Genomic DNA, 13,076 nt, shown 5'->3' on the forward strand with positions numbered 1-13,076 from the left:
ACGCTGTTTACCTGAAGAGCGAGGCGCCTGCATCGCGGGCAAGCCTTGCTCCCACAAGTGAATTGCTCGCCTACCTATTTGCAGCGATTTGTCTTGATTGTATGAGGTTGTATAAATGAAACCCTTATCGGTTGCAGTGCGCAGCGTGGTCTCGGTGGTGCTGTTTTCGTGCGTGCCTGTGGCCAATGCTGTGAGCCGGGATATCACCGCCGTATTCAGGCCTGACCCTTCGAAACCCCAGGAGAATACGTTTCTCAATACCACGCCGGTCAGTGGTTATTGCGCTAGTTATCCGAATGAGTGTGGGACCGCAAGGATGTTCAGTATCCGATTGCCCATTAAGTCCAACTCTATTAGTCCTATTCAGGCCAATCATGGAGAAAATCGGCAAGGTGCGATGTTTAAAGTGCCTGCCGCTTGGCGTAGTACACAAGTGACTCATTCAGGGACGGGTGAAACTGAAATTGTTGAAATACGCTTTTCCGGTATCGGTTCGAGATACCGAATTCCTGGCGGCGTCGTTGATTTGGTAGGGGGCGGTGTGGAAGCAGGCACCGCTCATCGGAGATTATGGCGCGGTTCTTCTTGGGTTAATGCACCTACACCCTGTCGGTACAGTGGAGTGGGCTTTTATAGCGCTACCGATTACGAGTTTTTCTGGAAGGCTCCGACAGAGGAAGCGTGTGCCAAACCAGCCCTTTATCTGATCCCAAGTATGAGCTACACCCACCTGGACTTTGCGTACGAACTGCGCACCCCCAATCCTTTGAAGATGTCCTCCGGCCAATATACGGGGACGCTGACCTACACCGTTGGCCCAGGACAGGACCTTGACTTGGGGGATGTCATGATCCCCAACGACTCCATAATCACGCTCAATTTAAAACTCGACGTCGAACACACCCTTAAGGTGGATGTCCCCCCCGGCGGCAACCGCGTCGAGCTGGTCCCCCAGGAAGGCTGGCAATCCTGGCTGAACAGCGGGCGCAAACCGACCCGGCTGTTTCGCGACCAGCGTTTCCATATATCGGCGTCTTCACGTTTCAAGATGGGGCTTGAATGCCAGTACATCAGCGGCAATACCTGCGCAGTCTCTGAAACCGGTAGCGGTCATCAAGTGCCGGTGAATGTCAGCGTGACCTTGCCTGAGGGCTTGACCGACGGCGCCAATCAACCGGTCAACCGCCGGCCTCTGCTGCTCGACGGCAGCGGCACCGAACTGTTCCAACCGGGTTACTACGTGGATCGCAAGTCAGCGATGTTGCATTTCGAAGTGGGCAGCAATGGTGTCGAGCAGATGCTCGATCACGGCGCAAAGGCCTACACCGGCAATGTCACGGTGATTTGGGATTCGGAAGTTTAAAAGGAACGGCTCTACTCAGGACGACGAAGGGATATGGAGTTTTATTCGATGGGACGACTACCTGCTGCAGTAAATGGAACGTTTGCGATGTATTTGTTGGCAAGCATGCCCGTGGCCAATGCCCTGACCCAAGACATCAGCGCACTATTCAGGCCCGATCCGTCAAAACCTCAGGAAGTCGCCTTTCGTAATACCACTCCGATGAGTGGCTACTGCGCTGAAGTTCCTTCGCAATGCCAGGCATGGAATATGTTCAGTGTGCGCTTGCCGCTGAGTATCAATTCCGTCAAGGCCATTCAAGCCGAGCATGCTGACGTGCGGCAAGGGGCCATGTTTCAGGTGCCCGCCAATTGGCGAACGGCGCAAATCAGGCATTCAAGTACGGGTGAAACCGAGTTCGTCCAAGTGCGTTGGGTCGGGATAGGTTCTCGCTACCAATTCCCGGGCAGTGTCGTCGACCTGGTGGGGGGCGGTGTGGACCCCAGCACTGCGCATACCCAGCTGTGGACCACCAGTTGGGCATACCCCCCGGCAGCGTGTCAGTACAGCGGGTTCAGCCGTGTGGGGGAGAACTATTACGAGTTCTTCTGGCGCACGCCAATGGAAACCGTGTGCGCAAAAAAGGCCCAGTACCTGATTCCCAGCATGGCCTATCAGTACGTGGACTTCGCTTATGAACTGCGTATGCCCAACCCCATGAGAATGAGTGCCGGCCAGTACACGGGTGATGTGACGATTAGTGTCGGGCCGGGGCGAGAACTGGACACGGGTGACGTGATGTTACCCAGCGATTCGGCCATCACGCTCAATTTCCTGCTCGACGTCGAGCATACCTTCAAGGTGGACGTCCCTCCGGGCGGAAACCGCGTGGAGCTGGTGCCTGATGCCGGTTGGCAAGATTGGCTGAACAGCGGTCGCAAACCGACCCGGTTGTTTCGCGATCAGCGTTTTCATCTCTCGACGTCCTCACGTTTCAAGATGGCGCTCGAGTGCCAACACATCAGTGGCAACACCTGCGCGATCGCCGAAACCGACACCGGGCATACCGTCCCGGTGGATGTCCGGGTCACCTTGCCCGATGGCCTGGCTGACATCGGCGGCCAGCCGATCAATCGACGGCGCCTGTTGCGCGACGGCAGTGGGACGGAGTTGGTCCAGCCCAATGCCTATATCGATCGAAAGCCGGCAAGCCTGCATTTCGAAGTGACCCAGTCCAGCGTCGAGCAAATGCTCGCCGCTGGCGCGAGGACCTACACCGGCAACGTCACGGTGATCTGGGATTCGGAAGTTTGAATGGCGTCAGGGGCCGACAGTATTCAATAAATTGTGATCAACACATGAGGTTCAGCAGTGATGAAGTACGTATTGGCGTGGATGGGGTTTTTTCTGTTTTGCAGTATGGCCCAGGCGGGGCCGCAGATTGGGGTGGGGGTGGTCTACGACTACCTCGACGGCGACAAAAGCACCTACATGAAACGGGTGTTCAACGGCGGGACGTCCACGGCGTTCGTCAAGGTCAATATCCTGGAAATCATCTACAACGAGGATGGCACCTACCAGGAAGTGCCGCTGCGGAACCAGGCCAGTGCCCAGGCCAGGGACGGCCTGATGGCCAGCCCGGCACGGCTGATCATACCGGCCAACGGTGTACAGGGTACGCGGTTGCTGTTCATGGGCAATCGCGACAAGGAGCGTTATTTCCGGGTGCGTTTCGTGCCGGTAGTGCCGGAAGCGGAAGACGAATTCGCCATCAGCCCGGAGGAACGCGAAGAATACAAAAAGGAACGCGTGGCAGCAGGGGTCAAGGTCCTGGCGGGCTACGGCACGGTGTTCTTCGTGCGACCCAAGCAGCCCCGCTTCGACACAGTGATCGATGACGACGCCAGTCGCTACCTGATGCGCAACAACGGCAACAGCGTCCTGGTGATCGATGAGTTCAAGGATTGCGCCGCGAAGAAAGAAAACGACTGCCGTCCGACCACCAAACACCACGTCATGGCCGGCCGGACCTTTTCGTTCGACAAGGAGGCGGGTCGCGAATACCGCTTCACGCTGATCGAAGGTAGCCAGACCAAGGCTATCGAGATCAAAGGTTGACGATCTGCGTCACTGAATCGTCGTTAACGCCAAAGGTAATCGATATGTTCAAGACACTGCTACGCCCCCTCGCATTGACCGCTCTGATTTTGCCCTGCGCTTCAGCCTGGGGGGCGGTCGAGCGGGAAACCTTCGAGCTCTATGTGACCATTCCCACGATCGATTTTTTTGTGCTGCCCCTCGACCCGCAGTTGGTCCAGCGTGAACAGCGTTTGCCTTTCAGCACCATCACCGGAGAGCTCAGCCCATTGCGGGCGACCTACGAAGTAAAAAACACCATTGGTTCGATCGATGCGCGCCTGACCGAAGAAGCCTACCTGTCCAATGGCCGTGATCGAATCGACCTGCGGGTGAGCTTCAACAACGTCCAATTGACCGTCGATTCGACGCCGGTAGTGCCGGCAAATGAGGCTCGTCCCGGGCGCCAGGTGCCGCTGGAGATCGCGGCGATCAGACCGGTTGGCGAGGACTATAAACCCGGCGACTACTACGGCACGGTGCATATGGTGTTCGATGCCGTTGCGCCGTAGGGCTGCCGTTCTTCATCTGGAATTGGACCATGGACGCCAATCGGACGGGGAACGGTGTTCAGGGACGGCATTCTTTCGCCACGGATCGGCATCCACTACGTTTAGATACTAAAAAGGAAGCAAGCATGTTTAAAGAAATGATGGTGGGTTTCGCGCTGGGCGCAGCTGCGCTGAGCCCTTCGCTGGTACTGGCCGCCGATGACGCACGTGCGCCCATTCACATCACGGCGAACATTCCCAACAAGCAGTTTCATGTACAGCCACGCAATCCCGACTTCGGCAAGGATGAGGTCATGTACTACGACATCGGGAGCAATCGGTTGAGCTCTGTGCGCCAGACCTTTGATGTGAAGCATACCGATGGCTCGGTCCATGCCTACATTCAGGAGGACAGGGCCTACCTGGACAATGGCTTGGACCGTATTCCGTTGCGTGTGATGTTCAACAATGTGCGCCTGGACGGTGTGCCGCAGGAAGTGGTGGACGATGCCTCGTCCACGCCAGGTACTCAGGCAGAGATGCTCATTAGTGCTGACGCTATGTCTGTCGATCGCTACCCAGGCTTGTACACCGGCGACTTCACCGTGATCTTCGATGCGGTGCCCCGCGTTCATCTGTGACGTGCGTCATTGGTGTGCCACCAACGGCTTGAACGGGGTATGACTGCCCGGTTGTAAATAGGCCGACAGGAACGGTGCCATGCCCTTGAGCCCCTGTACGAGCAATGCCGAGGTGAACTTGAAGTTCTGCGCCGAGGCCCCTGGGACGTAGGCGGTGAGCGCGCCGAAATGACTGTCGCCGATGAAGAACACGAATGTGGCGGTGAGGTTGATCGACGTTGACCGCAAGGGCAGTGGGGCGTCGCCGGCGCTGCCGATAGCGGTGTCCAACGAAGGTATCAAAATGATCGAACGGATAACGGACTTGCCGGCAGCGCTGATGGATGTCCAGGAGTGTTTCGATTTCGAGACGGCGTTTGCCGAGACTGGACGAAGCAGCGCTCAAGAGACCCGTAGGAGCAAAGCTTGCTCGCGATGAAGGATAACGCCGTTCACCTGAAGACCGAGCGTCTGCATCGCGGGCAAGTCTTGCTCCCACAAGTGAATTGCTCGCCTACCTATTTCCAGCGATTTGTCTTGATTGTATGAGGTTGTATAAATGAAACCCTTATCGGTTGCAGTGCGCAGCGTGGTCTCGGTGGTGCTGTTTTCGTGCGTGCCTGCGGCCAATGCCTTGACCCAGGACATCAGCGCACTGTTCAGGCCTGACCCATCGAAACCCAATGAGAATACCTTTCTCAATACCACGCCTATCAGTGGTTACTGCGCAGATAGACCGTCGGACTGCAGGGCGACAGGAATGTTCAGCGTTCGATTACGTCTCTCTGCCAATGCGATCAGTCCTATCCAGGCGAATCATGAAGATCCTCGGCAAGGTGCGATGTTTAAAGTGCCTGCCAGTTGGCGTCCGGTACAAGTTACCCATACGGGGACGGGCGAAATAGAAACTGTTGAAGTGCGCTGGTCCGGCTTAGGGTCGAGACAATCGTTCTCCAATAGTGTGATCGAATTGGTAGGTGGAGGCGTGGGCTTGAGAAGAGCCCACGAGATGTTGTGGAGAGGTCTTGATTGGGTGTATGCGCCTTCGCCATGTCAATACAGCGGTGTTTCACTCTATAGCGTTACGAGTTATGCCTTTTTCTGGAAGGTGCCGAGAGAAGGCGTATGCGGGAAAATGGCCCAACACTTGATCCCTGTCGGAGTCATGAGCTACAGCTATCTGGATTTTGCCTACGAACTGCGCACCCCCAAACCACTGAAAATGTCATCCGGCCAATACACCGGGTCGCTGACCTATAGCGTTGGACCGGGGCAGGACATTGACCTGGGCGATGTCATGATTCCGAATGACTCGGCGCTCACTCTCAACTTCAAACTCGACGTCGAGCACACCCTCCAGGTGGATGTCCCCCCCCGGCGGCAACCGCGTCGAGCTGGTCCCCCAGGAAGGCTGGCAATCCTGGCTGAACAGCGGGCGCAAACCGACCCGGCTGTTTCGCGACCAGCGTTTCCATATATCGGCGTCTTCACGTTTCAAGATGGGGCTTGAATGCCAGTACATCAGCGGCAATACCTGCGCAGTCTCTGAAACCGGTAGCGGTCATCAAGTGCCGGTGAATGTCAGCGTGACCTTGCCTGAGGGCTTGACCGACGGCGCCAATCAACCGGTCAACCGCCGGCCTCTGCTGCTCGACGGCAGCGGCACCGAACTGTTCCAACCGGGTTACTACGTGGATCGCAAGTCAGCGATGTTGCATTTCGAAGTGGGCAGCAATGGTGTCGAGCAGATGCTCGATCACGGCGCAAAGGCCTACACCGGCAATGTCACGGTGATTTGGGATTCGGAAGTTTAAAAGGAATTGCTCTACTCAGGACGCCGAAGGGATATGGAGTTTTATTCGATGTGACGTGGACCTGCGGGTGAGGTTCAACAATGTGCGCCTGGACGGTGTGCCGCAGGAAGTGGTGGACGATGCCTCGTCCACGCCAGGTACTCAGGCAGAGATGCTCATTCGTGCTGAATCTATGTCTGTCGATCGCTACCCAGCGGCGACTTCACCGTGATCTTCGATGCGATGCCCCGTGCGTACGTCATTGGTGTGCCACCAACGGCTTGCACTGGGTATGACTGCCCGGTTGTAAATAGGCCGACAGGAACGGTGCCATGCCCTTGAGCACCTGCACGGGCAACGCCGAGGTGAACTTGAAGTTCTGCGCCGAGGCCCCTGGGACGTAGGCGGTGAGCGTGCCGAAATGATTGTCGCCGATGAAGAACACGAATGTGGCGGTGCGGTTGATCGACTTTGAGCTGATGACCCGTCCGCCGGCACCGATGGCTTCGATACGGTTATCGCCGGTGCCGGTTTTGCCGCCCATCGCCAGTGGTGTGCCGTCAGCCTGCAGGAAACTACCGGCTACCCGTTTCGCGGTGCCGGCATCGACCACCTGGGACAACGCACCGCGCAACGACTGGGCCACTTCTACCGGCATCACCTGCTTGCCGTTTTCCGGGTTGCTGAGCAGCCGTGTTTCATAAGGCGTATCGACCGCAAACTGCAGGCTGTCAACGCGCAGCACGGGGCGACGGATGCCATCATTGAGGATCGTACCGACCAGTTCCGCCAGGGCGGCGGGACGGTCGCCGGAGCTGCCGATAGCGGTGGCCAACGAAGGCACCAAATGATCGAACGGATAGCCGACTTGCTGCCAGCGCTGATGAATGTCCAGGAACGCTTCGATTTCCAGCATGGTGCGGATGCGGCTGTCCCGGGCGCTCTTGTGCCGGCTCTTGAACAACCAGCTATAGACCTCCTGGCGCTCGAACCGGCTGGCTTTGACGATCTGGCTGAACTTGGCATCTGGATTGTTCAGCAGATAGCCCACCAGCCATAGGTCCAGCGGATGGACTTTGGCGATAAAACCCTGGTCGGGCAGGTCATAGTTGCCCGGGCCGTAGCGGTGGTAAAGCCGTTCCAGGCGTTCGTCGGTGAGCTTTTTAGCGCTCTTGGCCGACTTGAGGTGCGAACGCACAAAGTGATTGAAGCTCTCCTGGCTGTCGCCGGGAAAGAAGTAGCGGTGTACGGCGGCCAGGCGGATCGACGTGGGGCGCATGCCGTCGAGGAACGTTTCGAGACGCTGGCCTGTGTCCTTTTTCCGGTACTTCTTCCAGAACCTGAGCAGGAACGTTGTGCCTTCGCGGTCAGCAAACTGCGCCAGGTACTCCTGGCGGCGCGGATTCTTGTCGTCCTTGAGCAGCTCCGAGCTGCTGTTGGGACCCGCATACGTGGCGTAGCGCACCAGGTCACGCATCAGGCGAATGAACGGCAGGTTGATCGACTCGCGCAGGGCGTCCCGCAAGGTGGGGTTGCGGCCGTTATCTTCTCTACGGAAATTATTGAAGGTGTGCCGCCCGCCGCCGGTGAAAAACGCCTCGCCGGGGCTGGCCGAATAAGTGCGATCCAACGCCGCCTCAAGCATGCTCGGCAGGTTGCGATCGTTGTGCTGGATCAGGTAATCGATGGCCCAGCGGGAGAGGCGGTCCTGCTCGTCGATCTCGGTTTTTTTCAATGTTGTCGGGGACTCGTGGGCATAACGTTCGTGCAGTTCGGCGATGATCTGCAGGTAGGTGGTGAGCACCCGTAGCTTGGCGGTGGAGCCCAGTTCCAGTTTGCTGCCTTCGTTGATATCGAAGGGTTGGTCGGTGCTGTCGGTTTGCACGCGCACGCGCGACCCGTCCGGGGTCAGCTCCAGCAGGGTGAAGCTGTAACGCACCTGGGCGGTGCTGGTAGGCGTCAGAAGACGTTCGCCCATCAGGCCGATTTCGGCAGCGAACGCAGGGTCCGCCAAGCGCTTGAGGTAATCGGTAGCCTGGGTCTGCAAGTCGTTTTGCAAGGTGCTGGTGGCGGAGAGGTCCAGGCGATCGAGGTCGTAATACGAGCGGTTGAGCAGCGTGGCAAGGCGATTGCGGGCGGCGCTGATGCCTTTGTTGATTTCGCTGGGCTGGAAGGTGGGTTGCTGCACCCAGTCACGGTAACTGACTTTGCTCGCCAGGGTCGCCTGGGCCAGCGAGGCATCGATCACGCCATTGTGTGCCAGCAGCCGGACGTGGCTGTCGGTCAGGCGCGCCAGTTCGTCATGGCCCTTGGACAGGTAATAGGATGGACGGCGCTGGGCGATCATCAACGACAGCATCTCTCGCAGGGCCAGGCCTTTTTCCGCGAGGCTGCCTGGGTCCGTCGCGTTACCGGACAAACGTTCGTTGGCACGCTTGAAATCGGCGCCATACCATACCCGCAAACCTTCAGCCATGCCGTGGACTTCACCATGCCCTGGCACGGCAGAGAGCGGCACGCTGTTGAGGTAATCACGGATGACGTTCTGCCGCGCCTCAAGGGTCTGTGGGCCTGTCTGATAGGCACGCACACTGGCGGAAATCATCTGGCGGATTTTCTCCGCCCCCGACCCGGTGAGGCCATCGTCGGAGTGGCGATATTTTTCCAGCTGCGTCGCCAATGTACTGCCCCCGGCGGACTGCCCCGGCAAACTCAGGAGCTTGGCCACCTGGGACCACGCCGCCATACCGAAGCGAGGCCAGTCCACTGCCGGGTTGGCCTGGGGTTGCTTGGGGTCGAGCAAAAAGCGGTTCTCGATGAACAGCAGGCTCTGCACCACCACGGGGGGGATTGCCTCGAAGCTTGCGTACAGTTGCTGCGGATACTTGAACTGGTACAACGACGCGCCGCGGCAATCGGTGATCGTCAGGCCGGTCTGGGGCTTTTCCGCGTAGGGGGCAAACAGGCCCTTGTCGACGTAGTTCATCAAGGCTGGGGAGAAACGAGCCTGGGCCTCAATCACGTAATTGCGCTTGAGCAATCGAGGCAGAAATTCACCCAGCGAGCTATAGCCCAATCGCCGGTCGAACGGGCCCCCCCCGGGGTAGACGATGGCGTCGCTGGGGCCCGGTTGCACCGAATAGGTCAGAGACGCGGCGTACCGGCTGATCTCTCGGGCCTGAAACCTGGATGTGCGAATTTCCTGGGCCACCGCCAGGCCGACCACCACCACGATAATCAACAGCAACAACCAGAACGCTCGCCAGCGATGCCCTGCTCGGCGTTTTTTTGGGGGTAAAGGTGCTTCTTCCATACGTTCAGTCGGGCCCACAGGTTTACTCGAATCGGTTTGCCATAACGCGCCCATAGTCGACTGATCCATTCACGCATTGATCGGGACTTGCTTGAAGCTTAGACGGTGGTGGCGCGGGCGGCGGGGAATTTGTGGACACCGGATGTAAGAGACGGTTGTTGTTCTCGATGGCTGGTGGGCTTTTGTGGCGAGAGAGCTTGCTCCCCGCTCGACTGCGTAGCCGTTGCAACGGCTGCATGGCTGAGCAGTATTCCAAAGCTGAAAAGCCCGGGGCGGCGGTCGCGCCCAAGAACCCCGTGCTAGAGCCATCGACATGTCCACAGGCATGACGCTGCACCCTCCCTGTGCAATACTCGACGCCGTTTATGAATTGGCTGTAAGCCAGGCAATACGTCTCCATAAGGACGTATTTTTATGAGGTTTATCCCTGATTTCTCCCGGTTTTACAGTGAAACTCTCTGCCTCTGGCTTTTTATACTGCACGGCCCGCTGATCCTGCGGCTTTTTTTCTCCAGGACGGTCTGTCCATAAAGCAGACCTGGTTTCGGCAAGGTGGCAGGCCTATCGGTTTGCGGCTTTGGAGACTCGGTGGTCAATCCAATAACAAAACGAGGTTGTATCCCTATGCCTGTCGGCAATCATTCGCCCCATGGCGAGACCACCCAGGGTGGTCCGCTCAAACGTGAACTCGGTGAGCGGCATATCCGCCTGATGGCGCTCGGCGCCTGCATCGGTGTCGGGTTGTTCCTCGGTTCGGCCAAAGCCATTGAAATGGCCGGTCCGGCGATCATGCTGTCCTACATCATTGGCGGCCTGGCGATCCTGGTGATCATGCGCGCTCTCGGCGAAATGGCCGTGCATAACCCGGTGGCCGGTTCGTTCAGCCGCTATGCCCAAGACTACCTCGGCCCATTGGCAGGCTTTCTGACGGGCTGGAACTATTGGTTCCTGTGGCTGGTGACCTGCGTGGCGGAAATTACCGCGGTGGCGGTGTACATGGGCATCTGGTTCCCTGATGTACCCCGCTGGATCTGGGCCCTGGCGGCGTTGGTCAGCATGGGGTCGATCAACCTGATCGCGGTCAAGGCTTTCGGTGAGTTCGAATTCTGGTTCGCCCTGATCAAGATCGTGACCATCATCGCCATGGTCATCGGTGGTGTTGGCATCATCGCCTTCGGGTTCGGCAACGACGGCGTGGCCCTGGGCATTTCCAACCTCTGGACCCACGGCGGCTTCATGCCCAATGGCGTGCAAGGTGTGTTGATGTCGCTGCAAATGGTGATGTTCGCGTACCTGGGCGTAGAGATGATCGGCCTGACGGCCGGTGAGGCGAAGAACCCGCAGAAAACCATCCCCAACGCCATCGGCTCGGTGTTCTGGCGAATCCTGCTGTTCTACGTTGGCGCGTTGTTCGTGATCCTGTCGATCTACCCGTGGAACGAGATCGGCACCCAAGGCAGCCCGTTCGTGATGACCTTCGAGCGCCTGGGCATCAAGACCGCTGCCGGCATCATCAATTTCGTGGTGATCACCGCCGCGCTGTCCTCCTGCAACGGCGGGATCTTCAGCACCGGGCGGATGCTCTACAGCCTGGCGCAGAACGGCCAGGCCCCGGCCGGTTTCGCCAAGACCTCGGCCAACGGCGTGCCACGTCGCGCCTTGCTGCTGTCCATCGCCGCATTGCTGCTGGGTGTGCTGCTCAACTACCTGGTGCCGGAGAAAGTCTTCGTCTGGGTGACGTCCATTGCCACGTTCGGCGCGATCTGGACCTGGGTGATGATCCTGCTGGCCCAGCTCAAGTTCCGCAAAGGCTTGAGCGCTTCCGAGCGCGCGGCGTTGAAGTACCGCATGTGGCTGTACCCGGTCAGCTCGTATCTGGCGCTGGCATTCTTGGTATTGGTCGTGGGCCTGATGGCGTACTTCCCGGATACGCGCGTGGCGCTGTACGTCGGCCCGGCGTTCCTGGTGCTGCTGACGGTGTTGTTCTACACCTTCAAATTGCAACCCTCCGGCGACGTAGCGGGGCCGGTGCGTTCAGTTTCGTAAAGTGATAGCGCTGTAAAACAAGAGCCTCGGTCGGAAATGACCGGGGCTTTTTTGTAGGGTTGATCCTGACCGTTCGTCGGAATCGGTGTTCGGCCTGTAAGTTCTGACAGTAGATCCGCGCAACACCGTGGCCTAGCTTGAAAGCCCGCCAACTGGCAAATGGTAAATGGCAAGGGAGGCACGATGAAGGGTTTCTCTGCGTTGATGGTGATCGCACTGGTCAATGGGCTGATCCATTGTCAGGTTTTTTTCTTGCTCAATGACGCTGTCGGATTGACCCAGGCCGATAGCAGCCTCGCGGCGTTTTGCGTGGCGGCCGTGTTTTCGTTTTATGTGAACGCGCTTTACATCTTCGAGCCGGGGGAGTCATGGCGCGGTTATCTCTTGTTCAATTGCGCGATAGGCGCCGTAAGCTATGGAATCGGCTCGATTGGCGATGGCCTGGATTTGCCTGGATGGGTGACGGTGGCTTCGTACTTCTTGTTGAGCCTGCTGATGGGTTACAGCTTTTACCGGTTTAAGTTACTTCATGGTCACCATCGAGTATGAGCGCTCCGCAGCAAGCGTTGCAGTCGACCACAAAAAGGCCTGAGGCTTCGATTCCTTTCGTGGTCGATCTGGACGGAACGCTCCTCAAGTCCGATGCTCTTTTTGAGTGCGCAATGGCTTTTGTCCGTAGCCAACCGTGGAGATGTTTGACACTGCTTGGTTGGCTTATCCAAGGCAAGGCCTATCTGAAGAAGCAGCTGGCTCAGTCAACCTATATCGATGTCAGCCTGTTGCCTTACAACCCTGACGTCTTAGGGGAACTCTGAAAAAGACTTCCTGATTTGGCAAGATCACCGGACACCAGTCGCCGAGCTTTTCGATGATGAAACAGATGACCTTCGCCGACGCCGAGTACGCAGGCAAACGCAAGCAGACCCGTAAGGAGTTGTTCCTGATCGAGATGGATCAGGTAGTGCCCTGGAAGGGCTTGATTGCCTTGATCGAGCCGCACTATCCGAAGGGCGAAGGTGGTCGTCCGGCCTATCCACTGATGTCGATGCTGCGCGTGCATCTGATGCAAAACTGGTTCGGCTACAGTGATCCGGCGATGGAAGAAGCACTGTATGAGACGACCATCCTGCGTCAGTTTTCCGGTCTGAGCCTGGAGCGAATTCCGGACGAAACCACCATTCTCAATTTCCGTCGGCTGCTGGAAAAAAACGAGCTGGCGAACGGAATTCTCAGTGTGATCAATGGTTATCTGGGCGATCGTGGTCTGTCGTTGCGTCAAGGGACCATCGTCGATGCCACGCTGATTCATGCGCCCAGTTCTACCAAGAACAAAGA

At 57.8% G+C, this 13,076-nt stretch carries 11 protein-coding genes and 2 pseudogenes; 11 read left to right on the plus strand and 2 right to left on the minus strand.

The genetic code is table 11. From position 1 onward, the window contains the following. Positions 1–115 precede the first annotated feature (115 nt). The 5 genes from AACY42_RS26580 to AACY42_RS26600 all read left to right on the plus strand — a co-directional run bounded on the left by AACY42_RS26580 (position 116) and on the right by AACY42_RS26600 (position 4,610). The gene (locus tag AACY42_RS26580) at positions 116–1,363 is read left to right on the plus strand and encodes a hypothetical protein (RefSeq protein ID WP_339483411.1); all 1,248 of its coding nucleotides are present in this window, start codon (positions 116–118) and stop codon (positions 1,361–1,363) included. Between the two features lie 87 nt (positions 1,364–1,450). Further along, complete coding sequence (locus AACY42_RS26585) at positions 1,451–2,656, plus strand: hypothetical protein (protein ID WP_339483412.1); 1,206 nt, start codon at positions 1,451–1,453, stop codon at positions 2,654–2,656. 60 nt (positions 2,657–2,716) lie between these two features. Further along, positions 2,717–3,460, plus strand: coding sequence for a molecular chaperone (locus tag AACY42_RS26590; RefSeq protein WP_339483414.1), 744 nt, complete (start codon positions 2,717–2,719; stop codon positions 3,458–3,460). 44 nt (positions 3,461–3,504) lie between these two features. Next, positions 3,505–3,990, plus strand: a complete 486-nt coding sequence (locus tag AACY42_RS26595) for a CS1 type fimbrial major subunit (RefSeq protein WP_339483415.1) — start codon at positions 3,505–3,507, stop codon at positions 3,988–3,990. A gap of 125 nt (positions 3,991–4,115) precedes the next feature. After that, the gene (locus AACY42_RS26600; RefSeq protein WP_339483416.1) at positions 4,116–4,610 is read left to right on the plus strand and encodes a CS1 type fimbrial major subunit; all 495 of its coding nucleotides are present in this window, start codon (positions 4,116–4,118) and stop codon (positions 4,608–4,610) included. A gap of 6 nt (positions 4,611–4,616) precedes the next feature. Here AACY42_RS26600 and AACY42_RS26605 read toward each other — a convergent pair. Next, a pseudogene (locus tag AACY42_RS26605) lies at positions 4,617–4,989 on the minus strand (hypothetical protein); the annotation flags it as partial. 159 nt (positions 4,990–5,148) lie between these two features. Between AACY42_RS26605 and AACY42_RS26610 the strand changes: the two are divergent. Then, positions 5,149–6,403: pseudogene (locus AACY42_RS26610) on the plus strand (hypothetical protein). A 67-nt stretch (positions 6,404–6,470) separates the two neighbouring features. Continuing rightward, a complete protein-coding gene (locus AACY42_RS26615; RefSeq protein ID WP_339483417.1) occupies positions 6,471–6,614 on the plus strand; it encodes a hypothetical protein in 144 nt (47 codons plus the stop codon). Positions 6,615–6,641: 27 nt separating this feature from the next. Here AACY42_RS26615 and AACY42_RS26620 read toward each other — a convergent pair whose 3' ends face one another. Further along, positions 6,642–9,749, minus strand: a complete 3,108-nt coding sequence (locus AACY42_RS26620) for a transglycosylase domain-containing protein (protein WP_339483423.1) — start codon at positions 9,747–9,749, stop codon at positions 6,642–6,644. 570 nt (positions 9,750–10,319) lie between these two features. On the opposite strand from AACY42_RS26620, the gene AACY42_RS26625 reads away from it, so the two are divergent. The 4 genes from AACY42_RS26625 to AACY42_RS26640 form a co-directional block, all read left to right on the plus strand. Further along, a complete protein-coding gene (locus tag AACY42_RS26625; RefSeq protein WP_339483418.1) occupies positions 10,320–11,741 on the plus strand; it encodes an amino acid permease in 1,422 nt (473 codons plus the stop codon). A gap of 183 nt (positions 11,742–11,924) precedes the next feature. Further along, positions 11,925–12,290, plus strand: coding sequence for a GtrA family protein (locus tag AACY42_RS26630; RefSeq protein WP_339483419.1), 366 nt, complete (start codon positions 11,925–11,927; stop codon positions 12,288–12,290). Next, positions 12,287–12,556: a hypothetical protein gene (locus AACY42_RS26635; RefSeq protein WP_339483420.1), complete on the plus strand. Its 270-nt coding sequence runs from the start codon at positions 12,287–12,289 to the stop codon at positions 12,554–12,556. Before AACY42_RS26630 ends, AACY42_RS26635 begins: the two co-directional genes overlap by 4 nt. A 56-nt stretch (positions 12,557–12,612) precedes the next feature. Beyond that, a partial coding sequence (locus AACY42_RS26640) for an IS5 family transposase (RefSeq protein ID WP_339483422.1) occupies positions 12,613–13,076 on the plus strand: 464 nt, incomplete at its 3' end.

This window comes from Pseudomonas sp. RL_5y_Pfl2_73 (assembly GCF_963970515.1).
Taxonomy (GTDB): domain Bacteria; phylum Pseudomonadota; class Gammaproteobacteria; order Pseudomonadales; family Pseudomonadaceae; genus Aquipseudomonas.